This window comes from Nucisporomicrobium flavum (assembly GCF_016464385.1).
GTDB lineage: Bacteria > Actinomycetota > Actinomycetes > Mycobacteriales > Micromonosporaceae > Actinoplanes > Actinoplanes flavus_A.
In genome coordinates this window covers 55,081-79,900 of record NZ_JADMLH010000030.1, presented here as the reverse complement: position 1 = coordinate 79,900, position 24,820 = coordinate 55,081, and the positions used below count along the sequence as shown (strand labels likewise).

General features: G+C 71.2%; 29 protein-coding genes. 16 read left to right on the top strand and 13 right to left on the bottom strand.

Features of this window, described 5'->3' with window-relative positions; translation table 11 throughout:
• Nucleotides 1-49 precede the first annotated feature (49 nt).
• Together IT780_RS39610 and IT780_RS39605 are read right to left on the bottom strand one after the other, a co-directional pair.
• On the bottom strand, nucleotides 50-613 hold the full coding sequence (locus IT780_RS39610) for a type 1 glutamine amidotransferase domain-containing protein (RefSeq protein WP_199517023.1): 564 nt from the start codon (nucleotides 611-613) through the stop codon (nucleotides 50-52).
• 36 nt (nucleotides 614-649) lie between these two features.
• The gene (locus tag IT780_RS39605) at nucleotides 650-1,111 is read right to left on the bottom strand and encodes a DUF2231 domain-containing protein (RefSeq protein ID WP_199517022.1); all 462 of its coding nucleotides are present in this window, start codon (nucleotides 1,109-1,111) and stop codon (nucleotides 650-652) included.
• 83 nt (nucleotides 1,112-1,194) lie between these two features.
• On the opposite strand from IT780_RS39605, the gene IT780_RS39600 reads away from it, so the two are divergent.
• From IT780_RS39600 to IT780_RS39565, 8 genes are all read left to right on the top strand, one after another.
• Nucleotides 1,195-1,614 carry a DUF1304 domain-containing protein gene (locus IT780_RS39600; RefSeq protein ID WP_233414264.1) on the top strand — a complete coding sequence of 140 codons (420 nt, stop codon included), beginning with the start codon at nucleotides 1,195-1,197 and terminating at the stop codon, nucleotides 1,612-1,614.
• A 257-nt stretch (nucleotides 1,615-1,871) separates the two neighbouring features.
• Complete coding sequence (locus IT780_RS39595) at nucleotides 1,872-2,312, top strand: DUF6232 family protein (RefSeq protein WP_199517021.1); 441 nt, start codon at nucleotides 1,872-1,874, stop codon at nucleotides 2,310-2,312.
• Nucleotides 2,313-2,543: 231 nt separating this feature from the next.
• Nucleotides 2,544-2,990, top strand: coding sequence for a DUF6232 family protein (locus IT780_RS39590; RefSeq protein ID WP_199517020.1), 447 nt, complete (start codon nucleotides 2,544-2,546; stop codon nucleotides 2,988-2,990).
• 220 nt (nucleotides 2,991-3,210) lie between these two features.
• Nucleotides 3,211-4,110 carry a helix-turn-helix domain-containing protein gene (locus tag IT780_RS39585; protein WP_199517019.1) on the top strand — a complete coding sequence of 300 codons (900 nt, stop codon included), beginning with the start codon at nucleotides 3,211-3,213 and terminating at the stop codon, nucleotides 4,108-4,110.
• A 66-nt stretch (nucleotides 4,111-4,176) separates the two neighbouring features.
• Complete coding sequence (locus IT780_RS39580) at nucleotides 4,177-4,368, top strand: DUF397 domain-containing protein (RefSeq protein WP_199517033.1); 192 nt, start codon at nucleotides 4,177-4,179, stop codon at nucleotides 4,366-4,368.
• 657 nt (nucleotides 4,369-5,025) lie between these two features.
• Nucleotides 5,026-5,220: a DUF397 domain-containing protein gene (locus tag IT780_RS39575; protein ID WP_199517018.1), complete on the top strand. Its 195-nt coding sequence runs from the start codon at nucleotides 5,026-5,028 to the stop codon at nucleotides 5,218-5,220.
• Between the two features lie 164 nt (nucleotides 5,221-5,384).
• Complete coding sequence (locus IT780_RS39570) at nucleotides 5,385-5,576, top strand: DUF397 domain-containing protein (RefSeq protein ID WP_199517017.1); 192 nt, start codon at nucleotides 5,385-5,387, stop codon at nucleotides 5,574-5,576.
• A gap of 301 nt (nucleotides 5,577-5,877) precedes the next feature.
• Nucleotides 5,878-6,078 carry a DUF397 domain-containing protein gene (locus IT780_RS39565; protein WP_199517016.1) on the top strand — a complete coding sequence of 67 codons (201 nt, stop codon included), beginning with the start codon at nucleotides 5,878-5,880 and terminating at the stop codon, nucleotides 6,076-6,078.
• A 189-nt stretch (nucleotides 6,079-6,267) separates the two neighbouring features.
• On the opposite strand, the gene IT780_RS39560 is transcribed toward IT780_RS39565, so the two are convergent.
• The 3 genes from IT780_RS39560 to IT780_RS39550 are packed head-to-tail and all read right to left on the bottom strand — an operon-like array spanning nucleotide 6,268 to nucleotide 8,656.
• On the bottom strand, nucleotides 6,268-7,524 hold the full coding sequence (locus IT780_RS39560; protein ID WP_199517015.1) for an MFS transporter: 1,257 nt from the start codon (nucleotides 7,522-7,524) through the stop codon (nucleotides 6,268-6,270).
• Complete coding sequence (locus tag IT780_RS43375) at nucleotides 7,521-8,093, bottom strand: TetR/AcrR family transcriptional regulator (protein ID WP_307831630.1); 573 nt, start codon at nucleotides 8,091-8,093, stop codon at nucleotides 7,521-7,523. The genes IT780_RS39560 and IT780_RS43375 overlap by 4 nt, the downstream gene beginning before the upstream one ends.
• A complete protein-coding gene (locus tag IT780_RS39550; RefSeq protein WP_233414263.1) occupies nucleotides 8,090-8,656 on the bottom strand; it encodes a sugar O-acetyltransferase in 567 nt (188 codons plus the stop codon). The genes IT780_RS43375 and IT780_RS39550 overlap by 4 nt, the downstream gene beginning before the upstream one ends.
• Before the next feature lie 65 nt (nucleotides 8,657-8,721).
• Here IT780_RS39550 and IT780_RS39545 point away from each other — a divergent pair, with 65 nt between their 5' ends.
• Nucleotides 8,722-9,849 (top strand): geranylgeranyl reductase family protein, encoded by a 1,128-nt coding sequence (locus IT780_RS39545; protein ID WP_372443913.1) that lies wholly within the window; start codon nucleotides 8,722-8,724, stop codon nucleotides 9,847-9,849.
• On the opposite strand, the gene IT780_RS39540 is transcribed toward IT780_RS39545, so the two are convergent.
• The 3 genes from IT780_RS39540 to ku are packed head-to-tail and all read right to left on the bottom strand — an operon-like array spanning nucleotide 9,839 to nucleotide 12,544.
• The gene (locus tag IT780_RS39540) at nucleotides 9,839-11,104 is read right to left on the bottom strand and encodes an MFS transporter (RefSeq protein ID WP_372443910.1); all 1,266 of its coding nucleotides are present in this window, start codon (nucleotides 11,102-11,104) and stop codon (nucleotides 9,839-9,841) included. The two genes, IT780_RS39545 and IT780_RS39540, sit on opposite strands and share 11 nt — an antisense overlap.
• Before the next feature lie 38 nt (nucleotides 11,105-11,142).
• On the bottom strand, nucleotides 11,143-11,631 hold the full coding sequence (locus IT780_RS39535) for an NUDIX domain-containing protein (RefSeq protein ID WP_199517012.1): 489 nt from the start codon (nucleotides 11,629-11,631) through the stop codon (nucleotides 11,143-11,145).
• A 13-nt stretch (nucleotides 11,632-11,644) separates the two neighbouring features.
• Nucleotides 11,645-12,544, bottom strand: coding sequence for a non-homologous end joining protein Ku (gene ku, locus IT780_RS39530; protein ID WP_199517011.1), 900 nt, complete (start codon nucleotides 12,542-12,544; stop codon nucleotides 11,645-11,647).
• A gap of 93 nt (nucleotides 12,545-12,637) precedes the next feature.
• Here ku and ligD (IT780_RS39525) point away from each other — a divergent pair, with 93 nt between their 5' ends.
• Genes ligD (IT780_RS39525) through IT780_RS39510 form a run of 4 tightly spaced genes read left to right on the top strand, consistent with a single transcriptional unit; the run spans nucleotide 12,638 to nucleotide 15,672 of the window.
• Complete coding sequence (gene ligD, locus IT780_RS39525) at nucleotides 12,638-13,591, top strand: non-homologous end-joining DNA ligase (RefSeq protein WP_199517010.1); 954 nt, start codon at nucleotides 12,638-12,640, stop codon at nucleotides 13,589-13,591.
• A complete protein-coding gene (gene ligD / locus IT780_RS39520) occupies nucleotides 13,581-14,531 on the top strand; it encodes a non-homologous end-joining DNA ligase (protein WP_199517009.1) in 951 nt (316 codons plus the stop codon). The genes ligD (IT780_RS39525) and ligD (IT780_RS39520) overlap by 11 nt, the downstream gene beginning before the upstream one ends.
• Before the next feature lie 32 nt (nucleotides 14,532-14,563).
• Nucleotides 14,564-14,905, top strand: coding sequence for a PadR family transcriptional regulator (locus tag IT780_RS39515; protein ID WP_199517008.1), 342 nt, complete (start codon nucleotides 14,564-14,566; stop codon nucleotides 14,903-14,905).
• Nucleotides 14,902-15,672, top strand: coding sequence for an HAAS signaling domain-containing protein (locus IT780_RS39510; RefSeq protein ID WP_199517007.1), 771 nt, complete (start codon nucleotides 14,902-14,904; stop codon nucleotides 15,670-15,672). Before IT780_RS39515 ends, IT780_RS39510 begins: the two co-directional genes overlap by 4 nt.
• A 6-nt stretch (nucleotides 15,673-15,678) precedes the next feature.
• Here IT780_RS39510 and IT780_RS39505 read toward each other — a convergent pair whose 3' ends face one another.
• Both IT780_RS39505 and IT780_RS39500 read right to left on the bottom strand, forming a co-directional pair.
• Nucleotides 15,679-17,343, bottom strand: coding sequence for a DNA repair helicase XPB (locus tag IT780_RS39505; RefSeq protein ID WP_199517006.1), 1,665 nt, complete (start codon nucleotides 17,341-17,343; stop codon nucleotides 15,679-15,681).
• A 152-nt stretch (nucleotides 17,344-17,495) separates the two neighbouring features.
• Nucleotides 17,496-19,928, bottom strand: coding sequence for a helicase-associated domain-containing protein (locus IT780_RS39500; protein ID WP_199517005.1), 2,433 nt, complete (start codon nucleotides 19,926-19,928; stop codon nucleotides 17,496-17,498).
• An 83-nt stretch (nucleotides 19,929-20,011) separates the two neighbouring features.
• Here IT780_RS39500 and IT780_RS39495 point away from each other — a divergent pair, with 83 nt between their 5' ends.
• The 3 genes from IT780_RS39495 (at nucleotide 20,012) to IT780_RS39485 (ending at nucleotide 21,366) form a co-directional block, all read left to right on the top strand.
• Nucleotides 20,012-20,221 carry a hypothetical protein gene (locus tag IT780_RS39495; RefSeq protein ID WP_199517004.1) on the top strand — a complete coding sequence of 70 codons (210 nt, stop codon included), beginning with the start codon at nucleotides 20,012-20,014 and terminating at the stop codon, nucleotides 20,219-20,221.
• An 88-nt stretch (nucleotides 20,222-20,309) separates the two neighbouring features.
• Entirely contained in the window at nucleotides 20,310-20,918 is a 609-nt protein-coding gene (locus IT780_RS39490) for an HAD family hydrolase (RefSeq protein ID WP_199517003.1), read from the top strand.
• Nucleotides 20,919-20,979: 61 nt separating this feature from the next.
• Nucleotides 20,980-21,366: a cold-shock protein gene (locus IT780_RS39485; RefSeq protein ID WP_199517002.1), complete on the top strand. Its 387-nt coding sequence runs from the start codon at nucleotides 20,980-20,982 to the stop codon at nucleotides 21,364-21,366.
• Nucleotides 21,367-21,405: 39 nt separating this feature from the next.
• Here IT780_RS39485 and IT780_RS39480 read toward each other — a convergent pair whose 3' ends face one another.
• The 3 genes from IT780_RS39480 to IT780_RS39470 all read right to left on the bottom strand — a co-directional run bounded on the left by IT780_RS39480 (nucleotide 21,406) and on the right by IT780_RS39470 (nucleotide 24,815).
• Nucleotides 21,406-22,224, bottom strand: coding sequence for a 1,4-dihydroxy-6-naphtoate synthase (locus IT780_RS39480; protein ID WP_199517001.1), 819 nt, complete (start codon nucleotides 22,222-22,224; stop codon nucleotides 21,406-21,408).
• 96 nt (nucleotides 22,225-22,320) lie between these two features.
• Nucleotides 22,321-22,959, bottom strand: a complete 639-nt coding sequence (locus IT780_RS39475; RefSeq protein WP_199517000.1) for a futalosine hydrolase — start codon at nucleotides 22,957-22,959, stop codon at nucleotides 22,321-22,323.
• Entirely contained in the window at nucleotides 22,956-24,815 is a 1,860-nt protein-coding gene (locus IT780_RS39470) for an MFS transporter (protein ID WP_199516999.1), read from the bottom strand. The genes IT780_RS39475 and IT780_RS39470 overlap by 4 nt, the downstream gene beginning before the upstream one ends.
• Between the last annotated feature and the right edge of the window lie 5 nt (nucleotides 24,816-24,820).

The window sequence follows — 24,820 nt, the reverse complement described above, 5'->3', positions numbered from 1 at the left end:
TTCGTCCGTGCGCCACTTTCGTTTGCTGTGTCCGTACCCGTGAATGGGGTCAGGCGGTCTGCTTCTCGTGCGCGCCCTCGGCGATTTCCTCGAGCATCTTGGCGCAGAATGCGGGGAGGTCGTCGGGTTTGCGGCTGGTCACCAGGCCCTGGTCGACGTAGACCTCTTCGTCGACCCATGTGGCACCGGCGTTGGCGAGGTCGGTGCGCAGGCTGGGCCAGCTGGTCAGCGTGCGGCCGTCGACGACGCCCGCCTCGACCAGGGTCCAGGGGCCGTGGCAGATCGCCGCGACCGGCTTGCCCGCGGTGAAGAACGAGCGAACGAATCGGACGGCGTCCGCATCGGTGCGCAGGAAGTCCGGATTGGCGACGCCGCCGGGCAGGACAAGGGCGTCGTACTGGTCGGCGTCGGCGTCTTTCACCTGCTTTTCCACCGGGTACGTGCCGGCCTTGTCCATGTGGTTCACGGCCTGGATCTCGCCGTTCTTGATGGAGATGAGCTCGGCCGTGCCACCGGCCGATTCGACGGCCTTACGAGGCTCGGTGTACTCCACTTCCTCGACGCCGTCGGTCGCGAGGAAGGCGACCCGCTTGCCCTTGATGGAGGTGGCCATTATCGGTTTCCCCTTTCGCGCGGCGGTGTTGCCCCGTCAGTAGGAGCGGTTCCCGGCGCGGGCACGGGCAAACGTGGCAGCGCGGCGGTTCACGAGCTCGCCGCCGTACCAGGCGCCGAAGACGGCGCCCGCGAGCGCGAGCATTTCGACGGCGAGGAGGCCACCGCCGGCCACGCGGTCGGGGGTGCGCATGCGCAGCATGAGGATCACCGCGAAGAGGATCAGGACACCCATGTTGGCCAGGCTCTGCAGCACGCCGATCCGCTTGGCGGCCGTGCCGTTCGGCACGAACATCAGATCGACTGCTCCGGCGAGGGCGGCCAGCACGCCGCCCACCAGCCCGGCGACGATGTTCCAGTACGCGAGCGCGCCGAGAATGGCGGGGCCGCCGAGCAGATCTGCGACGTCGAAGAGTACGGCCATGGAGAACAATCCCAAGGGGAACATCACAAGGACGGGTTGCACCGCCTGGCCGGCGATTCTCAGTCGGCTCTCCATGGTGCTCACCCTCCCCAGGCCGTGGTCCGGCTGCATTCGTCCCGTTCGTGCCGCTCGATCGTCCCTGGGCCTACCCGGCGCCCATGACGGTGAAACGCGTGGTGGCGGCGGTTACGGGAGTCGATTTCTTGATCGATAAGGTGTGCCGCATGGAGCTGGCTGCGCAGATCATGGTGGGCGTCGTAGCCCTCATCCACGTCTACATTCTCGTCCTGGAGATGTTCCTCTGGCGGACAGATCGGGTGCGGGCCACGTTCGGTACCACCCCAGAGTTCGCGGCGCAGAGCGCCACCCTGGCGGCGAACCAGGGCCTCTACAACGGCTTCCTGGCGGCCGGCCTCTTCTATGGTCTCATCTCGGGCAGCCTGGCGTTCCAGGTGTTTTTCCTGTGCTGCGTCATGATCGCCGGAATTTATGGTGCCGCGACCGCCACCCGCCGGATCCTGTTCGTGCAGGTCATCCCGGCTGCGATCGCCCTGGCGCTGGTCCTGCTGGCGCGCTGAACCCCGCGGACCGCCGGTACGCAATCTGCGAGGTGGCAGGTTGAAGTGTGGCGAACAGCGCGGTGGCGTGCTGTACTGAGGGCAAGCGGAGCCGAGGAAGAGACAGCAACGGCACCCGGCGGCAACCGGGTGCCGTTGTCGGCTTCCCGGACCGCCCGGAGTGACGTACGAGCGAGGCGGGGAACCTTCCCTGCGCCAACGATGGCTCGCCTTTCCTCTCCTCGCTTCCGCGCTGGAAGCAGGAAAGGGGTGATCGCATGCGCCTCTACTACCGTGGGCCCGACGCGATGGTGACCAGTGAGCACTTCGTGCATCGCACACCGAGCGCGACAAAGGCCTTTCAGGTGCGCGACCTGCGCAATGTCTGCATCACGCAGGCCGACAACTCCGGGCTGCCCGTCGCGTACGCCGCCGGTGCGGCCGTGCTCCTGATCGCGGCAGCCTGGTCCCTCGGATCGGTTTCCCTGGTGTACGGCGTCGCATTCCTCGGCGCCTCGGGATTCGCGGTCGCCGCCGTGGCGATGTACCGGCGAGGCCGGCCCCGGGCGTGGGTGCTCGAGGGTGTGTACCGCGGCGAGGCGGTTCGGCTCTACGAAGCGTTCGACGGCCGCGTGTTCAACCAGGTCAGCCGCGCTTTGCGGCGGGCGATCGAGGATGCGCGGCCGCCGTCGTCATGGGACGACTCGGCCGCTGCCTGACCTGCGTGTACGCAATCTGCGATATGGCATGTTGAGGTATGGCGATCAGCTTCCTCGCCTGCTGTACTGGACGCAGGTAGAAGGGGGAAGACGAGAGAGGTGAAGCACCGGCACCCGGCGGCAACCGGGTGCCGTCGTCTCTCTCGGCACACCTTCTCGGGCAGGGCGGGAAACGCGCCGGCCGCGGCCGCGACTTTCCTTCCCCGCGAAGCGAATGGAAGGAGTGGCTCCATGCGCACCTATTACCGAGGCCCCGACGCACTGCTCACCGACGATCACTTCATCTGGCGCACCCCGAGCTCCACCCGGATGTTCGCCGTCCGGGAGCTCCGCGACGTCACTCTCGTACGGGGAGAGCCGACCGGCTCGAGCGTCGCCGGTCTGGCGGCGACGGCGGCCGGGCTCGTCACTCTGACGGTGGCAAGTTGGAGCATCGCCGGACCCGCTGCCGGCTACGTGGCGGCCGCCGTTGCGGCCCTCATCGCCTCGATAGTGGTAGCCGCGCGGAGCAGTCGATCGGCTCGGCGGTGGAGTCTGCAGGGTACGTACCGGGGGATGCCGGTGCTGCTGTACTCGTCTCCCGATCCGCGGGTGTTCAACCAGGTCACGAGGGCTCTGCGACGGGCCATCGAGGACACCGGCCCGACGCGGCCGGCACGGGGCCTGGCAGTCGTCTGATGATCACTGCGAGTCCGTAGCGCTTCACTTGTCTCTTTTCGATGAACCTTGCGCAGGGGCTCGTTCGTTCTGATATGACGATGAGTAGAGTGGCGCGCGACCTCGCTTGCTGCGTACTGGCAGACAGCGAGGTCGCAGCCTCGATCCCGTCGTTCTCAGCTCCAGCCGTCGTTCTCATCGGAACTTCCGCGCGTCACTCCATCGAAACTCTGAAGGACCTATGACTGAGGCCGTCACGCCCACCGTCGCGCGTAGACGCGTGCGCTTGGCTCTGCGTGAGGCACGCGAAGCCAAGGGGCTGACGCAGCAGCAGGTCGCGGACGAGATGGAGTGGTCCCTCAGCAAGGTCATCCGGATCGAGAACGGCGATGTGACGATCGCCCCCAACGATCTGCGCCCGCTGCTCGGCTATTACGGCATCAAAGACCGCGACAGCGTGAGCGAGCTGCTCACCGCCGCAAAGGTCGCGCGCATGCGTCAGCGGCAGGCCTGGTACCAGGCGCAGGAGTATCGCGATCAGCTCTCGGACGCGACCCGCCGCCTGATCGAGTACGAGGCCGAAGCGGTGGCGATCCGCGCCTACTCGATCTATTACCTCCCCGGCTTCCTGCAGATTCCGCAGTACGCGGAGGCGCTGACCGGGAAGTTCCGCGAGGACATCGGCGACGACCGGGTCAAGGTACTGCTGCGGGCCCGGGAACGGCGCCGCCAGACCCTGATGGCCAGGCTGGACGACGTGCAGGTCTATGTGCTTCTGGAGCAGTCGGTCTTCATGCGGCCGATCGGTGGGCCGACCGTCTTCGCCGGCCAGCTGAAGGAGATGCAGACGCTGGCCACGCAGGACCACATCCATCTGCGCATGCTGCCGTTCGACCTGGACTACCCGATCCCCAACAACGGGAGCTACGACCTCGTCGCGCTGAGCGAGAACAGAGCCGACAGCGAGGTCCTCTACCGCGAGAACGCCATGACCGACGAGATCGTCGAGGACAAGGCGAGCACCACGCGGCACCGTTCCCGTTTCGAACAGCTTTGGAATCTGTCGACCAACGAAGCCGACACGATCGACTTCGTCGACACCCGTATCAAGGAACTGGAGACAAAATCACCAACCCGCTGATGAGTCGTTGATGATGTGACTGGTGTGCCAATGGTGGCACGCATCTGAATCGGAGAGACCGTGGCCATGAACGAGACGCCCGAGTGGCGTAAGAGCACGTATTGCAGCAACGGCACCTGCATCGAGGTGACGCGCGTTGCCGACGAGTACCTCATCCGCGATTCCAAAAGCCCGGCCGTCGCGCCGCTGCGCTTCACCCCGGATGAGTGGGACGCTTTCGTGCGGGGAGTCAACGAGGGTCAGTTCACCTTCGAATGATGTGATGGCCGCCAGGGCTTCCTCGACGAATGTTCGATGTTCGAGGGACCCGGCGGCCATTTCGCTATTCGAGGGCCGATGCGCCGTCCGGCTCTGATCCACAGCTGTGCTCGATTGTCGACGTGCGGGAAAGCGTGTGCCCCGGATGCTTCCGGGCCAGGTCGCTGACCTGCGTGACCGGAGGTCGTGGTCCATGCGTCACGTGCTCGCGAGTTCTACCGGGTCCGGATGTGCCCGGCGCTCACGGACGTCTCGTCCGGCTGCTTGTTCCGGCAACCGCAATTGTTTGACGTGGTCGTCACCGTAGAAAATATCGAGTGCTCCGGGTATTGATTGTGTCGGCATTGCTGGCGGCCGGCGGTGGTGCCCGGTATTCTCGAAGTCAATGCCGGCCCTCGGCGAAACTCTTATTATGGAGTTCGCGTCGGGCGTTCCATATGAATCGCCGGCACCGTAGCGGCAACACCTGAGCATGTCACCCCCATTCACCGTGCAGGACAACCATATCCGGAGCACGGCGGGACGGCAGTAGGGCGAAACCGACACAATCGGATTCGCGGATCGGGCGGAAGGAGACGGACACCTTGCGTCCTGGTTATCAGTTCATTCAACGTATGCGCGGCCGGTATGGTCGTGCGTACTCACGGAGAATTGCAGATGAAGATGGACAGTGGTACCCCGACCCGGTGGCGCAGGAGCAGCCGGTGCGCCGACTGCTCCTGCGTCGAGGTGGCCCGTTACGACGGTGTCGTCCTGGTTCGTGACTCCAAGCAGCCCGGAGTTCCGGCGCTGGCGTTCACGGAACAGGAGTGGACGGACTTCGTCGCGGGCGTGATGGCGGGCGAGTTCTAGGTTCCGGCGTCGCACCGCCCTGCGCATGGAAGGTGACAGACCGTGCGCAGGGCGGTCATAGCGTCCGGCTCCGGATCTCCTGATCACGACGCTCCTTCCGATCCCGGCTGGCCCGTGCGGGCGTCGCCTACCGTGGGGCACGTACCCGCTACGGAGGAGCGAAGATGATCGAGTTTCCGAAGCTGGAGTGGCGCAAGAGCAGTCGGTGCGCCAACGAATCCTGTGTCGAGGTGGCCGAGAGCGAGGGCCAGTACTTCGTCCGGGACTCGAAGGTCCCGGACCTTCCGTCGCTCCGTTTCACCGCAGCGGAATGGGCCGCTTTCATCGACGGCGTCAAGCGGGGGGAGTTCGGCTGATCGCGCGATGATCTCATTCCGGTCGGTGGCCGGCGGCATACCTGTCGCTTTGCAGGTGACCTCCGGCTCTCTACTCCCGTCGTCCGCGGGAGTGCGGTAATAGGCCGTCCGGAGTACTCATCAGCCGCTTCGCGCACGAAAGAGATGCCAATCCGTGCGTGAAGTGGTCAAACCTAACTCACAAATCGGGTTATAAGCCGCTTATCCCGTGTTCAGTGCGGTTCACTCACCGGCGCCCTTCTGCCGCATCCCGTCGATGTCGCCTACCGTGGAGCCGTCAACCGTCACGGAGGAGCACCACATGGCTAAGTCGACGGAACAGCCGGTTTGGCGCCGAAGCCGGCGCTGCGCCAACGGCACCTGTGTGGAGGTCGCCAAGGTGGGCGACGACTACCTGATCCGGGACTCGAAGAACACGGAGGGCACGCCACTCCGCTTCTCGGCCGACGAGTGGAGCACCTTCGTCGACGCGATCCGTGGCGGGGAGTTCGACCTGGGCTGAGGCGGACGCTTTCGACAAGGACGTCGACTGGGCAGGCCCTCATGCGGCCGAGCCCCGGTCCGGGGCCGGCCGCGGCTCCCCACCAGCCACTGCCGGGACGGCCGCAGTGCCCGCACGGCACTGCGGCCTGGGTCGGGCGCGGTGCGATCGTGCACCTGTGGCCGGAGCCGGCGGTGGTTCAGGCGCGTCTTACCCGGGGTTGCGGACGGTCACCGGCGAGCCGGTGGACTCGAGCGACGTGGGGTCGGGGTTCGGCAGAGGCCGGATCGATCCGGCGATCGTGGTGGCCACGGCCAGGACCATCGCCACCGCCGTCAGGCCCTTCAGGACCGTGATGTGGTCGCCGAGGAAGCCGATCAAAGGCGGTCCGCCGAGGAACGCGCAGTAGCCGATCGAGGCCACCACGCTGACCCGGGGTGCCGCGCGGGACGGGTCGTCCGCTGCGGCGCTCATGCCGACCGGGAAGCCGAGGGATGCGCCGAGGCCCCAGAGCAGGGCGCCCGCGAAGGCTGTGGCCGTGTTCGGGCCGAAGATGAAGATGAGCAGGCCGGTGAGGCTGAGGACGGCCAGGGCTCGCAGCACCGCCACGCGGCCGTAGCGGTCGAGCAGCGGCGGGCCGAACCAGCGGCCCACGGTCATCGCCGTCAGGAAGAGGGCGAAGGCGAGGGTGCCGGTCGTCGCGGCCGTACCGTAGTCGTCGATCATGGCGACGCTGATCCAGTCGATGCCCGCGCCCTCCGCGAAGGCGAAGGCCAGGACGAAGAGACCGATGAGCAGCGTACGGGGCTCCCGCCAGGCAGTGAGCATCGTCGCGCCGGTGGACGATGGGGCGGGGGAGCTGTGCGGGGCCGCTGCCGGGGCGTCGGAGTCGTCCGGGATGAACGTGCGTACCGATGCGATCACGGCCGCCGCGACCAGCAGGGCCGCGCCGATCAGGTGGGCCGTGACCGAGATGTGCAGGGCGACCGCCGCCGCGCCCACCGCGGCGCCCGCGACCGTGCCGACGCTGTAGCCCGCGTGGAAGCGGGGCATGATCGCTTTGCCGAGGCGGCGTTCCACCACCGCGCCCTGGACGTTCATCGCGACGTCCCAGGCGCCGTTGGCGAAGCCGAAGAGGAACAGGCCCACGACCACGGGCGGGATGCCGTACGGATATCCCAGCGCGACGGTTGTCACCGCCACGCCCAGGAGCGCCGCCATGGCCACCACCGTGCGGCGGGAACCGAACCGGGCGACGATCTGACCGGCCAGGACCAGCGAGATGATCGAGCCGGCGGCGATGGCGAGCAGCACCATGCCCAGGCGGGACGGGGTGAGGCCGAGGCCGTCGCGTACCTGGGGGATGCGGGTGGCCCACGAGGCCATGGCGACGCCGGCGCCGATGAAGGCGATGTAGACGGCACGGGCCGCCGCCGTCGCGGACGCGGGGTGGGTGGTGGTGGTCATGATCCTGCTTCCAGGGGTACGAGGCGGCTGATGATGTCCCGGGTCTCGGCTCGGGTGGCGCCTCGGGTGGTGGCGAGGACCTTGTGCATGACCAGGCCCTCGATGAGGGCGTCGACGCCGCGGGCGGTGGTCGGGTCGATGAAGCGTTCGAGCACCGCGCGGCTCGTGTGCATCCACGACTCGGTGACTTCGCGCAGCGCCGGGTCGCGCAGCGCCGCCAGATACAGCTCGTACGCCACGGCCCAGTCGTGCGGGTCGGCGTCCGCGTCGCTGTGGATCAGGTTCGTGACGGCTTCGACGAAGTCCTCGCGCGTGCGTACGGTGTCGAAGGCCGCCTCGTAGGCGCGGGACATGCGTTCCGCGTGCCGGCGGAAGGCCTGCGCGAGCAGGTCGTCCAGGCCGTTGAAGTGATAGGTCAACGACCCCAGCGGTACGTCCGCGGCGGCGGCGATCCGGCGGTGGGTGGTGTGGGCGATGCCGCACTCGGCGATGATCTCGACGGTGACGTCGATGATCCGCGATCGGCGGTCCGGATCATGCCGCCGAACCGGGCGGGAAGGGGCGGTCACGGCTCTACCTCGCGGATGATGCGGGCCGGGTTGCCGACCGCCACGACGTTCGCCGGGAGGTCGCGGGTCACGACCGCGCCCGCGCCGACCACCGTGTTGTCGCCGATGGTGACGCCGGGCAGGACGATGGCGCCGCCGCCCAGCCAGACGTTGTCGCCGATGGTGATCGGGAGCGCGGCCTCCCATTTCTGGCGGCGGGGACCGGCCGCGACCGGGTGGGTGGGGGTGAGGAGCTGCACGTTCGGGCCGATCTGGACGTCGTCGCCGATCGTGATGCGGGCCACGTCGAGGCACATCAGCCCGAAGTTGGCGAAGGTGCGGGCGCCGATGAACGTCTGGTAGCCGTAGTCGCAGCTGAAGGGCGGCCGGATCTCGCTGTCGTCGCCGTACGCGCCGAGGAGCTCGGTGAACAGCGCGCGGAGCGCCGGGCGGTCGGTGGGGTCCATCGTGTTGATGCGGTGCCGCAGGGAGGTGGCCCGTTCCATGTCGCGGAACAGCTCGGGGTCGTCGGCGATGTAGAGCTCTCCCGCGAGCATCCGTTCGCGCATGCTGGAGCCGGTCATGCGTACGAGCGTACATATCTAGTGTACAGATGTACACAGCGCCGATCGTTAAACTCGCGCACGTGGTGGCGGAGTGGGACGTGGCCGTGGTCGGCGGCGGTCCGGGAGGCCTGGCGGCGGCCCATGCGGCGGCGTCGGCCGGTGCCCGGACGATCGTGCTGGAACGCGCGGAGCACCCGCGCTACAAGACGTGCGGGGGCGGGCTGATCGGCACGTCCCTCGGGATCGCCGGCCCGCGGGTGACCGTGCCGGCCCGCGACACGATCACCGGGATCACCTTCACCGACCGGGGGCGGCACGGCGTCACCCGCCGCTCGCCGCGCCCACTGCTGACGATGGTCCGGCGCGACGACTTCGACTTCGCCTGGTACAAGGCGGCGGTGGCGGCCGGGGCACACGTACGCCAGAACGCCCAGGTGCGGGCCATCGACCAGGACGACGCGGCGGCCTCCGTGGTGCTGGCCGGCGGTGAGGTCGTACGGGCCCGGACGGTCATCGGCGCCGACGGCTCCGCGGCGATCAGCTCCCGGCACGTCGGGGTCGCGTTCGACCAGCAGGACCTGGGGCTGGAGATCGAGGTGGCCGCCACGGCCGAGGACCGGGCGGCGTACCGGGGGCGGGTCGTGCTCGACTGGGGTCCGGTACCGGGATCGTACGGGTGGGTCTTCCCGAAGGACGACGAGCTCACCGTGGGCGTCATCATGGCGAAGGGCAAAGGCGCCGAGACCAAGCAATACCTTTCGCAGTTCGTCGCGCAGCTCGGCCTCCAGGACCGCCGGGTCGTCCGGGACTCCGGGCACCTCACCCGGTGCCGCAGCGCCGGTTCCCCGGTGCGCCGGGGCCGCGTCCTCGTCGTCGGCGACGCCGCCGGTCTGCTCGAGCCGTGGACCCGGGAGGGCATCAGCTTCGCGCTGCGCTCCGGAACGTGGGCCGGGGAGGTGGCCGCCCGCGCCGGCACCCCGGACGGGCTGGCCGAGTACGACGCGCTGGTCGAGCGGCATCTGGCGCCGGAGATGGCGGCCGGGCGGCGGCTGCTGCGGGTGTTCGAGCGGCACCAGCGGCTCATGCACACGGCGATGCGGACGCCGGTCGGGTGGCGGGCGTTCGAGAGGTTCTGCCGCGGCGAGCTGTCGATGGCCGACGTGCTGCACCGCCCGGCCATCCGGATCGCCGCGGGCCTGCTCAGCCGCTAGGTGAGGAGGCGACCAGGTGCTCCCTGGCGTCGTACCGCACGAACTTCGGCAGGGCCAGCGCCAGGGCCGCCGTACCGATGATGCAGAGAACGCCGCCCACCCAGATCGAGCCGGAGACGCCCAGCCGGCCGCGGGCCATCAGGCCCGACCGGAGCTGGCCCAGCAGCGGTCCGGTCGTGTACGACAGCATCTCGATGCCGGCCAGCCGGCCGCGGAGGTGGTCCGGGATGGTCTGGCTCCAGATCACCATGCGGAAGATGCCGGAGATCATGTCCGCGGCGCCCGCGAAGGCCAGGCAGAACAGCGTCAGCCAGAGCATGTCCGACAGCCCGGCACCGACGATGCCGACGCCCCACAGCGCGGCGGCGATGATCACCATGAGGCCGTGGCGGTGCACCCGGCCGGTCCAGCCCGAGGCCAGCGTGGCGAGCAGGGCGCCGGCCGCCGGGGCCGCGTAGAGCAGGCCGAGGACGCGCGGACCGCCGAGCTGGGTCGCGAGGAACGGGTACAGCGCCTGCGGCATGCCGAAGAACATGGCGTTGATGTCGACCAGGTACGTGCCGAGCAGCTCCTGACGGCTGCGGGCGTAGCGCAGCCCGGTGACCACCGAGCGCAGGGACGGCCGGTCCGCGTCGGGCGGGGGCGGCACCGCCTTCACGAGCGTCAGGCAGGTCACCGAGACCACGAACGTCACGAGGTCGAACGCGTACACCAGGGTGAGGTCGACCGACGCGATGAGGACGCCGGCCAGCGCGGGCCCGCCGAGCTGGGCCACCTGCATACCGAGCGAGCGCAGCGCCATGGTGGCCGGCAGCTCCTCCGGCCGGACCAGGCGCGGGACCATCGCCTCGAGGGCGGGCCGCTGGACGCCGTCGACCGTGGCGGTGAGCGCCGCGACCAGGAACAACAACCACAGGTGCGGCCGGTCGTCGAGGGCGTTGAGCAGCAGGATGCCGCAGAGTCCGGCGAGGGCGAGCTCGCCGCCGCGGACCAGCAGGCGGCGGTCCAGGAAGTCGGCGAGCGCGCCACCCACGAAGGCCATCACGAGCAGGGGTACGAGCTCACAGACGCCGAGCAGCCCCACCATCAGCGGATCGTCGGTGAGCCGCGCGACCTGGTACGGGATGGTGACGTACGTGATGAACGACCCGACGCCCGACACCGTGCCGCCGAAGAACACCAGGCGGAAGTCGCGGGAGGTGCGCAGCGGGGTGAGGTCGAGCCCCAGCCGCCGCCGTCCGGGCCGGTCGGTCACGTCCCGCATCCTGCCCGCGGGGTTCGGTCCAGGCGAGCCTATTTGAGGACCATGCGCCCGGTGGACTCGAAGGCGGCGAGGTCGGCCAGCGTCTCGTCGATGACCATCGACTGGGGGCCGGGCAGCGCGTCCAGCGGGAAGAACCCGGCGTCGACCGATTCCTCGGTCACCTTCTGCAGCTCACCCTCCCAGGCGTGGATCCGGAACGACATGAGGATCTGCTGGTACGTGTGACCCCACTCGTTGGTGTACGTGTACGCGCTGTAGAACGCGAACGGCGTCAGCGAGGTGGCCCGCAGCCCCGTCTCCTCCCACACCTCCCGGATCGCACACTCCTCCATGCTCTCGCCGAGCTCCATGGCGCCCGCCGGGATCGCCCAGCGGCGGTTGTCGGAGCGCTGGATCAGCAGCAGGCGCCCCTGCTCGTCGAGGATGACCCCGCGCGCCCCCACGAACAGCAGGGTGTCGGTGTCGCCGACGCTGGTGCGTACCCGGCCCAGATAAGACTCAGCCCACGTCAATGCCACGGGACCAGATTAGTCACGAGGCCTTCTTCGCCGCTTTCCTGGCGGGTGTGGCCTTCTTCGCGGCGGTGGTCTTCTTGGCGGCCGCCTTCTTCGCCGGGGCCGCCTTCTTGATCGGGGTGGCCTCGGCGGCTTCACCGCGGGCGGCCTTGGCCCGCTCGACAGACGCCTTCAGCGCGGCCATCAGGTCGACCGCGGCGGCGGGGGCCTCCTCGGCCTCCTCCGGGGCGACAATCTCGCGGCCCTCGACCTTGGCGTCGATGACCTCCTGCAGCGCGGCCCGGTAGTTGTCGGTGAACTCCTCCGGCTTGAAGCTGCCGGCCATCGAGTCGATCAGCGAGCTCGCCATGGCCAGCTCGGCCGGGCGGGTCTCGATGTCGTCGTCGAGGAAGCCGAAGTCGGGGGTGCGTACCTCGTCGGGCCAGAGCATGGTGTTGAGGACCAGCACGTCGTCGTGGACGCGCAGGGTCGCGAGCTGCTCCCGCTGGCGCAGTGCGATCTTGACGATGGCCACCCGGTCGGCCTCGCTGAGGGCGTCGCGGAGCAGCACGTACGGCTTCGCCGCCTGGCCCTCGGGCTCGAGGTAGTACGACTTGGCGAACAGCAGCGGGTCGATCTGCTCGGCCGGCACGAACTGCAGCACGTCGATCGCCCGGGACGTGGTGAGCGGGAGCTCGGCGAAGTCCTCGTCGGTCAGGATGACCATCTCGCCGCCGCCGATGTCGTACCCCTTGGCGATGTCGTCGTAGCTGACCACCTCGCCGTCGATCGAGCAGGTCCGCTGGTACTTGATCCGGCCCCCGTCGGTGCGGTGCACCTGGTGGAACCGGATGTCCTTCTCCTCGGTGGCCGAGTAGAGCTTGACAGCGATCGACACCAGGCCGAACGAGACCGCGCCCTTCCAGATCGCTCGCATACTCGCCTCCTACCCCCGTGAGCTGCGCCTCGATCAAGGATGGCATTAGTGAGACGCCTGCGTAAGGTGTTCGCTCGTGCCTATGGTGATCAGGTGCCGGGCGCGCCCCTGTCTCCCATGCTCGCGACCGCGGGGCCGCTGCCGGCCGGCGCGGGGTGGAGCTATGAGTTCAAATGGGACGGCGTCCGCGTCCTTGCCTCCTTCGTTGCCGGCGGGCCGCCGCAGCTGTGGGCGCGCTCCGGCGCGTCCGTGACCCCTGCTTATCCCGAGCTCGCCGCGCTCACGCTGCCGCCGGGCTCGGTGCTGGACGGCGAGATGGTGGTGCTCGACGCGGCGGGGCGGCCCTCGTTCACGTCGCTCGCCGAGCGCATGCACGTCCGGGACACCGGCAAGGCGGCCCGGCTGGCCGTGACGCTGCCGGCCACGTACATGATCTTCGACCTGCTCCGGTACGACGGCGCCTGGCTGCTGGACCTGCCGTACGAGGAACGCCGCGCCCGCCTCGAGCGGCTGGACCTGGGCGCGGGGCCGTGGATGGTGCCACCGGCGTTCCCCGACGGCGCGGCCACGGCGGCGGCCGCCCGGGAGAACAGCCTCGAGGGCGTGGTCGCCAAGCGGCTGGGGACGCCGTACCTGCCGGGGGTGCGGTCGCCGGACTGGATCAAGGTGAAGTTCGACCGTACCGGCGACTACGTCATCGGCGGGTGGCGATCCGGGGCGCGCAAGCTCGGCGGGCTGCTGGTGGGCGTACCCGCGCCGGACGGGCGGATGCTCTTCCGGGGCCGGGTCGGCGGCGGGATCGGCGCGGCGGCGGAACGCGAGCTCCTGTCCGTGCTGGAGCCGCTGGCCACCCGCGAGTCGCCGTTCACGCCGGGGGCCGTGCCGCGCGAGGATGCCCGTGGGGCGCAGTGGGTAAGGCCCGACCTGGTGGTCGAGGTGCGCTACGGCAACCGTACGCCGGACGGCCGGCTGCGGTTCCCGCGTTTCCTGCGGCTGCGCCCCGACAAGTCGCCGGCGGAATGCGTGGAGGACGACGATGGTGGCTGAGTCTGCCCGCGGCGGAAAACCGAAGCCGAAGACCAAGGAACGCTTTGCCGTCCAGATCGAGGGCCGCGACCTGGAGCTGTCTAACCTGGACAAGCTGATGTACCCGGAGGCGGGGTTCACCAAGGGCGAGGTCGTCGACTACTACACGCGGATCGCGCCGGTGCTGCTCCCGCACCTGCGGGACCGTGCGCTGACCCGGATCCGCTATCCCAACGGCGTCGACGGTATGCATTTCTTCGAGAAGAACGCGCCCGGCGGAACCCCTTCCTGGGTACGGCTGGAAACGCTGCCCGTACCCGGCTCCACCAAGTCCCGGGAAACCATCGACTTCGTGGTCGTGGATGAGCTGGCGACGCTCGTCTGGGTGGCGAACCTGGCGTCGCTGGAACTGCACACGCCACAGTGGCGCATCGGCGAGCACCCGGACCTGATGGTCGTGGATCTGGACCCGGGCGCCCCGGCGGGACTGCGGGAATGCTGCGCGGTGGCGATGCTGATGCGCGACCGGCTCGCCGGGGACGGGCTGAGCGCGTACCCGAAGACCTCCGGCAAGAAAGGCATGCAGCTGTGCGTGCCCATCTCCGGCACGCAGGATTCCGAGGTCGTCTCCCGGTACGCCAAAAAGGTCGCCGAGGAGCTCTCCGCGCAGGTCCCGGGCTCCATCACGGCGAAGATGGCGAAAGCGGTCCGGCCCGGCAAGGTGTTCATCGACTGGAGCCAGAACGCCGCGGCCAAGACGACTGTGGCGCCGTACTCGTTGCGGGCGATGGCGGCACCGACCGCGTCCACGCCGCTGACGTGGGACGAGGTCTCGGCGATGGCGCTCGGTGACGAGCAGGCGCGGCAGTTCGGCGCCGCTGAGGTGCTGGAGCGGGTGGAAGATCACGGCGACCTGCTCGCGGATCTGCTGGTCACCGGGCCGCCGCTGCCCGTCTCTTGAGGTACCTTGCGACGCAAGGTACCGTGTGCCGCATGGCAGACGTCGCGCAGCTCTCGACAAGTCTGCGGCGCGGGACCCTCGAGTTCTGCGTGCTCGCGATGGTCGAGCACGAGGACCGGTACGGCACCGAGATCGTGCGTCGCTTCGGTGACGAACGCGGCCTCGCCGCCTCCGAGGGCACCATCTACCCGCTGCTGTCCCGGCTGCGCCGCATCGGCTGGCTGGACAGCAAGTGGAGCGAGTCGCCGTCGGGTCCGCCCCGGCGCTACTACGCGCTCACCGACGACGGCCGGTCGGCGCTGGAGCACTTCCGCACGGAATGGGTGTCGTTTCGACAGACCGTCGACCGTCTCGTAGGGACCGGTGGGGCATGAGCAGCGACAGATGCGACGAGGTCGTCGCCGAGTACCTGCGCGAACTGGAGCAACGCCTGGGCGGCCTGCCCGTCCTGCAACGCCGGGAGCTGCTCGGCGACCTCGAGGCGCACATCGTGAACGAGCGCGCGGAGCGGGGCGTCACGTCCGAGACCGAGCTGCTGGTCGTGCTGGAACGGCTGGGCAGCCCCGAGGTCGTGGCCGCCGCCGCGTACGAGGAAGCCGGGCTGCCGAAGCCGGCGGTGGAACTGGCCGGGGCGAGGCGAGGAACGGTCACGGCCGCCGCCTCCGCGCGTTTCACCGGGCGAGCCGAGCGGACGGCCGCCCTGGACAGCGCCGAGGTCTTCGCGTCGGCCGGGCCCACGCCCCAGCCCTACGCGCCTCCGCCCGTCTCCACCCCGGTCGTGCCGCCGCCGGACGACCTCTTCCGGGCGCGGCGCGGGCCCTTCCCGCCGGGCGGCGGCCACCTCTTCCCGAGCGGTCCCGGCGGGCGGCCGTGGTCGGACGCGGGACCGCCGCCGTTCGTCGGCGGGCCGCCCTTCGCGCCCCCGCCGCCGCGCCGGGAACCGTCATCGCGCGCCTGGGTGCGGGCCGCCGTCGGAGCCGCGATCGGCTTCGCCGTGCTCGTGCTCTTCGGCTGCCTCGCCGGAGCCTTCCTCGTGCAGGGCAGCAGCGTGGAGGAGCCGCCGACGGCGGTGTCGGTGGAGGTGCCGGAGCCGGCCGACCCGCCCGTACCGCCCGTGCGGCCGGTGCGGCCGACCGAATAGCGCCGGTCAGTCCACCTGGGGCAGGGGCGGGCCGAGCACGTCGTCCGCGTCGACGATCGTGTACGCGTACCCCTGCTCGGCGAGGAACCGCTGGCGGTGGGCCGCGTACTCGGTGTCGATCGTGTCGCGTGACACCACGGTGTAGAAGTGCGCCTGGCGACCGTCCGCCTTGGGGCGCAACACGCGGCCGAGGCGCTGGGCCTCCTCCTGGCGCGAGCCGAACGTGCCGGACACCTGGATCGCCACGGCGGCCTCCGGCAGGTCGATGCTGAAGTTGCCGACCTTGGAGATGACGAGCGTCCGCAGGTTGCCTGCGCGGAACTCGTCGAAGAGCCGCTCGCGCTCCTTGTTGGTGGTGGAGCCCTGCACGATCGGGGCGTCGAGGTACTCGCCGAGCTCGTGCAGCTGGTCGATGTAGCCGCCGATCACCAGCGTCTGCTCACCCGCGTGCTTGTTCACCAGGGCGCGGACCACGGGCAGCTTGGTGCGGGCCGTGGCCGCCACCCGGTAGCGCTCCTCGGAGTCGGTCACCGCGTACGCCATCCGCTCGGCGTCCGTCAGCGTGACCCGGACCTCGACGCACTCCGCCGGGGCGATCCAGCCCTGGGCCTCGATGTCCTTCCAGGGCGCGTCATAGCGCTTCGGGCCGATCAGCGAGAACACGTCGCCCTCGCGGCCGTCCTCGCGCACCAGCGTCGCGGTCAGGCCGAGCCGGCGGCGGGCCTGCAGGTCGGCCGTGAAACGGAAGATCGGCGCCGGCAGCAGGTGCACCTCGTCGTAGATGACCAGGCCCCAGTCGCGGGCGCCGAACAGGTCGAGGTGGGTGAACGCGCCGCCCTTGCGCGAGGTGAGCACCTGGTACGTGGCGATGGTGACCGCGCGGATCTCCTTGCGCTCGCCCGAGTACTCGCCGATCTCCTCCTCGGTCAGCGACGTGCGGGCGACCAGCTCCCGCTTCCACTGCCGTCCCGCGACCGTGTTGGTGACCAGGATCAGCGTGGTCGCCTTGGCGGTGGCCATCGCGGCCGCGCCGACCAGCGTCTTGCCGGCGCCGCAGGGCAGCACCACCACGCCGGAGCCGCCGGCCCAGAAGCCGTCCACCGCCTCCTGCTGGTACGACCGCAGCGTCCACCCGTCCTCGGCGAGGCTGATCTCGTGCGCCTCGCCGTCCACGTACCCGGCGAGGTCCTCGGCGGGCCAGCCCAGCTTGAGCAGCGCCTGCTTGAGCCGGCCGCGCTCGGACGGGTGCACCACGATCGTCTCGTCGTCGATGCGGGCGCCCAGCATGCCGGCCAGCTTCTTGCTCTTCGCCACCTCGACCAGCACGATCCTGTCCAGCCCGCGCAGGACCAGCCCGTGCGTCGGGTCGTTGGCCAGCTGGAGGCGGCCGTACCGGTCCATGGTCTCGGCCACGTCGACCAGCAGCGCGTGCGGCACCGGATAGCGGGAGAACTTGATCAGCGAGTCGACCACGCCCTCGGCGTCGTGGCCCGCGGCGCGCGCGTTCCAGAGCCCGAGCGGCGTCAGCCGGTAGGTGTGCACGTGCTCGGGTGAACGCTCCAGCTCGGCGAACGGGGCGATGGCCATCCGGCACGCCTGGGCGTCGGGATGGTCGACCTCCAGCAACAGGGTCTTGTCGGACTGCACGATCAGGGGTCCGCCGGTGCTCACCAAGAAGCCCTTCCACGAACGAGAGGAGACCCTCCAGTCTGACACGGGCGCGCGCGTACCGGTGGGGCTTGATCCGGTGTGCAACGCTTCGGCGGAACCCAGGGCCCGTCCTGGACGGATCGCGCGCGGCTAACGGGGGCGCGCGGTCCCGGTCAGTCCTCGAGGACCGCCGCGGTCACCCGGTGCAGCGCGAACGTGTGCAACGTCTCGGTCCGCTCGTCCTCGGCGCGCAGGTAGCCCGCGCTGAGCGAGACCGGGCGGACCAGCCTCGACAGCGTCGCGCCGTGCGTGTCGACGTACCCGACCCAGACCCGGGCCTTGTCCCGCACGGCCTGCTGAAGCACCGCCATGGCCTGCGAATGGGCCTGCACCGAGGTGAGACCGGGCACGCTCTGGCCGTTGGCAGCGCGCTCGCTACCCGCGCGGCGGGCCGCGCGGGTAGCGATGTCGCCGCGGCGGATCTGCTCGACCACGCCGGCCAGTCGGGGCCCGGCCAGCAGCGGCGGCCCGGCGGGCTCGGCCATGCGGACCGAGACGGGGGTACGGCTGGCAGCACGGCGAACCTTCGGCCGGCTCAGCACAGCGGCCCCCGCGGAATCCTCGGCGACCGGCGCGAACCCGGCGTCCCGGAGCGCGCCCAGCAGCCGGGGAAGCTGCAGCGGGCTGACCAGCACGGTCGGTGCCAGGCGGCGCAACGCGAGGGTGGCCAGGCGCTTGTCCGCCAGCACCTCCGCGACCAGCGCCTCGTCGTCGCTGCGCAGGTACGAACCCGCCGAGCCCGCGCGCAGGCCGCCGTGCTTGCGGGCCGCATCGTCGATCAGGTAAGTCAGCGCCTGCGGGACCGGCGTACGGGACCGGCGGCGGAACAGGGAGTGCAGGTCGGTGGCGGCGTACCCGACGTCGAGGGCGCGCCGGACGCTCGCGGCGGTCACCCGGTGCACGCTCGCGCCACCGGCCGACTCGAGCTCCGCGACGACCTCGAGCTCGGCCGCCAGCTCGGGCTCGGGCGGGCCGGGCACCACCACCGACAGGTCGGCCTGCACGAGCACGTGGTCGACCGGGGCGGGCAGGAGGCCGTCGAGGGCGCGTACGGCGTCCGAGGTCCCGGGCGCCCGCTCGCCCCCGGGGCCGGCGCCCAGCGGATCGTGGTCGTCGTGCTCGTCGCCGGCGTGCAGCAGCCGCCCGTACGACGTCAGCGCGCCCAGCCCGGTCAGGCCCAGCGTGGCGGCCCCGGCCAGCGCGTCCCGGTGCGCCGCCTCGCGTCCCCGCGCCCGCCTTGGCGCCTGCCAGGCCAGGAGGGCGACCACGTCGTCGGGCTTCGGTGCGGTGCCCGGCGGCAGGTCGGCCAGGGCGGTCAGGACCTCCCGGCGTGCCTGCGGGGCCCCGGCGCGCTCGGCGTCCGGAGCGAGCACGGTGATGGGCCGGTCGCGGTCGTCGCGCTGACCGATCAGGCCGGGCTGGCGGGACATCGCCAGCCACGCGTTCGCCAGGGCCTCCCAGCGCCGGGCGGTGCTCAGCGCGCGCCACAGGTCGTACGAGCCGGTGGGCAGGAAGATCTCGTCGGCCGTACCCGTGGCCCGGCTGGTCGTCACGCCGCGGCCGGTGCCCGCCACGTCCGCCTCGCCCATGAGCCCCGCCGCGTGGACCACCTCGAGCAGCAGAGCCGCCGCGGCCTCGTCCAGGCCGGCCGTGCGGGCGAGGCGCTTGTGGTCGCGTACGCCCAGGCCGCCCGCCTTCAGCACCGCGGCCGGCTCGGCTGCCAGCGCCTCGAGCAGCGCCTCGGCGCTGCGGACCGCCTCCATGACCTGGCCGGCGCCCGCCGAGTCGACCGACTTCGCGTCCCGGACCGGACCCTCCGGCACCGGCGGGAACGGGCGCAGCCCACCCAGCGGGCCGCTCTCACGGCGCAGCAGCAACCCCACCTCCCGGGGCAGCTCCACCAGCTCACCGTCGGCGCGCGGCGCCCGCCCGGCCTCGGAGACCGGGACCAGGATGTGGTTGTCGATGAGCCAGCGCACCGGCTCGGCCACGGTGCCGCCCGAGCTCAGCGCGCCGACCGGCGGACCGGCGGCGAGCCGGTCGAGGACCGCCCGGGCGCCCGCGGGCGCGGCGAGCACCGTACGCCGCAGCCTGGCCCGGTCGGCGCAGAGCGCGGCGGCCTGCGGGTCGAGGTAGTCGGCGGGCCGCCCGAGGCCGGCCGGATAGGGCGACGTCACCTCGTCGACTGCGCCGACCACGTGCATCGCGTCCTCCGGCCCGTGCAGCAGGAAGCGCGCGCGCAGCCGTCCCACCGCGACCCGCACGTCGTCGTCCTCGGCAGCGCCCGAGGTCAGCGCCAGAATCTGCGCGAGCGACGTCGCCGCGGTCTCCTCGGACCGGCTGAGCCGGGCCGCGTCCAGGACGGCGAGCGTGAACTCGTCCAGCATGTCGAGGCAGCGGGCCACCGAGCCGCGGGACTGGGCGCGGACCGCCAAAGCGGAGATGTCGGAGGGTACGGGCACGACAAGATCCGGGCGCAGCTGGATGAGCGCGCCCAGGGCGTCGTCGGACAGGGACCGGAGCTGGTCGGCGAATGCGGTGGCCATCGTCTTCAACGCTAGCCGCCATGGGACCATTGGCGCAGGGTCCGGAGTGTGGCCGGGCCGACGACGACCAAGGGGAGCGAGCTGTGGGGGCTGACAACAAGATGCCGGGTACGGCCGTCGAGCAGGGCGTGGCCACGCAGAAGCCGGGCCGGCAGTCCTCGATCAAGGAGGGCCATCTCACCGTCTCCGAGATCGTGAGCGACCGCCCGGCCGCGCCGTCGCCGTTCGGTGACGACCAGACCTTCCCGCTCCCGGTGGACCAGCTCACGTACACCCCGACCACCACCCCGTGAGGCTGAGCCGGCAGTTGTCATGCCCTCCTGGCCCTCGCGTGCGAGGCCGTCGTCCGGCGCCGGGCGGTGCCGCTCGGTGCAGTCGGTCATGACCGGGGTCGGCTTCGATCTGGACATGACCCTGATCGACTCCCGGCCGGGGATCAGGGCGGCGTACCGGGCGCTGACCGCGGAGACCGGGGTGCACGTGGACGCCGAGCTCGCGGTCAGCCGGCTGGGGCCGCCGCTGCGTACGGAGATCCGGGAGTGGTTCCCCGAGGCGGACGTCGAGGAGGCGGTCACCACCTACCGAGCCCTGTACCCGCTCCACGCCATCGCGCCGACCGTGCCCATGCCGGGGGCGGTCGCGGCGCTGGCCGCCGTACGGGAAGCGGGTCTGCGGGTCGTGGTCGTGACCTCGAAGCTGGGCAGCCTGGCCGCCCTGCACCTGGAGCACCTGGGCCTGGCCTACGACGAGCTGGCCGGCGACCTGTTCGCCGAGGGCAAGGCCGCGGCGCTCACCGAGCACGGCGTGCGTTGGTACGTCGGCGACCACGTGGGTGACATGGTCGCGGCCGCCACGGCCGGCGTCCCGGGCATCGGGGTGGCGACGGGCCCGTGCACGGAGGAGGAACTGGCCGCCGCGGGCGCGACGCACGTGCTCGGGGACCTGACCGGGTTCCCGGCTCTGCTCGCCCGGATTACGGTTGGGACCTGACCCGCCGCCTCGATAACCTTGCCGTGAGCAATCAAGCCCATTGAGTGAGTTGAGGTCAGCGGTGCCCACGGGTCGAGTGAAGTGGTACGACGCGGCGAAGGGTTTCGGCTTCGTCACCAGCGACGAGGGCGGGGACGTGTTCCTGCCCAAGGGCGCCTTGCCGTCCGGGGTCGCCGACCTGCGGGCGGGTCAGCGGGTCGAGTTCGGCGTGGTGGACAGCCGGAAGGGCGCGCAGGCGCTCGGCGTGAAGGTGCTGGACGCCCCGCCGTCGGTGGCGGAGCTGCGCCGGCGGCCCGCCGACGAGCTGCACGGCATGGTCGAAGACATGATCAAGGTGCTGGAGGCGAAGGTCCAGCCGGACCTGCGCCGAGGGCGCTATCCCGACAAGCGGGCCTCGCAGAAGATCGCGCAGCTGGTGCACGCGGTGGCGCGGGAGCTCGAAGTCTGACGCCTTCTGAAAAAGGCCGCGCTTCCGCGCGGCCTTTTTTCATTTGATGAGGCTGGGGATCGCTGGGGTCAGCCCTGCCGCGGCGGCGCGGCTCAGCAGCGCGTCGGCCGCCGCGAGCCCTTCCTTGCCGAGGTCCAGCGTGAACTCGTTGACGTACAGCCGGATGTGCTGGTCGACGACCTCCGGCTCCATCTCCTGGGCGTTGGCCAGCACGAAGTCGCGGCTCGCGTCGGGGTCGGCCCACGCCATGCTCACCGAGGTGCGGATCCACTCGGCGGCCTCGTGCGGGTCCACGACCCCCTTGCGGGCCAGGATCGCGCCCAGCGGGATGGGCAGGCCGGTGTCGGACTCCCACCACTCGCCGAGGTCCACGAGGGCGGTCAGGCCGTACCGCGGGTAGGTGAAGCGGGCCTCGTGGATGACCAGGCCGGCGTCGTAGCGGCCCTCGGCCACCCCCGGCATGATCTCGTGGAACGGGACCACCTCGATCGTCGCCGGGGCGTTGCCCTGCGACCAGAGGCGGAACAGCAGATATGCCGTCGTGCGGTCGCCGGGCACCGCCACGGTCGCGCCGGCGAGGTTTCCGTCGTGGCCCTCGCGGGTCAGCACGAGTGGGCCGCAGCCCCGGCCCAGCGCGCCGCCGCAGGGGAGCAGCTCGTAGTCATCCAGCAGCCACGGCAGCGCCGCGTAGCTCACCTTGACGAGGTCGAACTCGCCGCGCTCGGCGGCGGTGTTCGTCACGTCCACGTCCGCGAAGGTCAGGTCGACCGTCGCCGCGCCGGGGATGCGCCCGTGCACGAGGGCGTGGAAGACGAAGGTGTCGTTGGGGCAGGGCGAAACCGCCAGAGAAAGCGCCACGTCCCTCACCGTAGCCACCGCGGCGGCCGGATCCGGGGATCGCCGGGTGTCTGCATTGCCACACGTCGCGTGCCCCACACCCGCCCGTCCACCGGTCTATCCACAGGGTTGTCCACAGGCCCGCGCGGCGGCGGTGAGGGCGGCGAACGCCTCGCCCAGCCTCCAGGCGGACCGGTCGCGCGGCCCGACGGGGTTGGAGATCGTGCGTACCTCGGCGAAGGGCAGGCCGGCCGCCCGGGCCGCGCAGGCGACGCCGTGGCCCTCCATGGCTTCGGCGGCGGCGTCCGGGAACCGGTCGCGCAGGGCGTCGGCGGTCGCGGCCGTACCGGTGACCGTGGCGAGGGTGAGCACGTCACCGACGACCGCCTCCGGCAGGGCCGCGGTCAGCGTCTTCAGCAGGGCGGAATCGGCCTCGACGATGCTGCTGCCGAAGCCGAGCTGCTCGACCGGGAGGAACCCGTCCGGGCTCTCGGCGCCAAGATCGGCGGCGATGCTGCGGGCGCCGAGGACCGTCGCGCCGATGCCCGCGCGGCCTGTGAAGCCGCCCGCGATGCCGGCGCTGAGGACGGCACGGTACGGCTTTCCGGCCGCCTCGGCGAGAGCGAGCAGACGTGCGGTGCCCGCGGCCGCGGCGGCCGGTCCGACACCGACCGCTGCGACGTGGACGGTGCCGGGGGCGCCGGCCCGCCACGCCTCGGCCTCTGGCTCGACCGCGGTGACGACAAGCAGCGTCACGAGTCCGCCTCGTCGCCGCGCGGGCCGCCGTCGGGGGTGGACGAGGTCGGGCGGTAGATGTGGAAGCCGGGCGGGGCGAGGTCGTCGTTCGCCGGCGTCGGCATCGGCATCGGCGGTCCAGGCATCGGCGGTCCAGGCGTCGGCGGTCCGGGCGTCGGCGGTCCGGGCAGCGGCCGGTCGGCGGTCGAGGGCTCAGCGGCCGGGGGCGGCGGCGGTCCGGCCGTGGCGTCGTTCTTCGCCGACGAGCGGGAGAAGAGGCGCCGCTTCCCGCCACGTTCCCGCGCGGGCGGGGCGGCGATGTCCGGCTTGGGGTGCGCAGCGGCCGGCGGCGGGGACGTCGCAGGGCCGGGGGCAGGCGTCGCCGAGCGTGGTGAGGGGGGTGCGCCGACGGGCGCGGGAGAGGTCGGGATCGGAGCGGTGACCGGCTCGCCCTCGGCTCCCGGCCCTGCCGGGGTTCCCGGCTCGTCCGCGGCTCCCGGCTCGTCCGCGGCGAGGTCAGGGCGGCCGTGCAGGCGTTCCTTGCGCAGCCGGCCCGCCACGATCGTGCCGCGTACGGCCGCCGCCACCGCGAAGACCGCGGCCACGGCGATGCCCACGCGGCCGTCCAGCGGGATGATGCCCACGGCGCCGCCGACCACCCAGGCGATCATCAGCACCGTCTCCGAGTGCGCGAACGCGCTGGCCCGCAGGCGTTCGGGGACCCGCTCCTGGATGCTCGCGTCGACCGCGAGCTTGGAGATGCCGCTGAAGATCGAGGCGACCAGCGACAGCAGCGCCACCATCGGCAGCGTGAAGAAGATCGCCGACAGGACGGCCACGCCGGCGGTGATGGTCAGGCCGCTGGACTGCAGGGCGGCGGGGCGGCGGATCCGCAGCCGGGTGCCGACCGCGGTGGCCAGGAACGTGCCGACCGCCAGCGCGCCGCCGACCACTGCCACCGCGCCCTGGCTGCCGACGTCGCGTCCGAAGAGGTCGGTGCCGAGCCCTCCGGCCTTCACCGCGAACGCGAGGTAGAGCAGGAGGAAGCCGTACAGGCAGCGAAAGCTCGCGCTGCCGATCAGCGTGTTGATGACCAGGCTGCCGGACAGCGGGCGGTCCGGGCCGCGGCGCAGGCGCAGCATCGTGCGGAACGGCCGGGGCACCGCCTCCGGCGGGTCGGAGTCGGCCCGGGGCGGCAGGCGCAGCGAGATCACCATGCCGACCACGAAGATGACCGAGGAGACGCGCAGCGGCCACTGCGGACCGAACTTGAAGGCGAGCAGGCCGATCGGGGCCACCACCGCGCCGGCGAAGGTGCCGTACACGCTGGCCCGGGCGCCGACCTGGGAGAGGCCCACCCCCTCGGGGAGCAACCGGGGCACGGCGGCGGAGCGGGCCACACCGTACGCCCGGGAGAGCGCGAGCACCCCGAACGCGGCCGGGTAGAGGCCCCACCCGAGCAGGTTGTCCGAGATGACGTACGCCAGGAACGCCCGGCCCAGCATCGTCACGGCGAGCGCGTACCGCCGGCCGTGCCGGAAGTGGTCGAGCAGCGGGCCGACCACCGGTGCCAGCAGCGCGAACGGCACCATCGTGATGAACAGATAGAGCGCGACCTTGCTGCGGGCCTCGCCCAGCGGCACGTTGAAGAAGATGGTGCCGGCCAGCCCGATCGCGATGAGCGTGTCGCCGGCGCAGGACAGCGCGTGCAGGTCGAAGAGGCGGATCATGCCGACCTCGTTCGCCGCGCCGCGGGCCCGGGCGTCACCGACCCGCCGGGTCGCCCAGGCGCTGCCCCGCATGCCACCGCGCACCAGCATCCGCAGGGCCTTGATACCGGTGCCGGCGGTGCGTCCGAGGGTGGGAAGCAGCGGCATCGCCC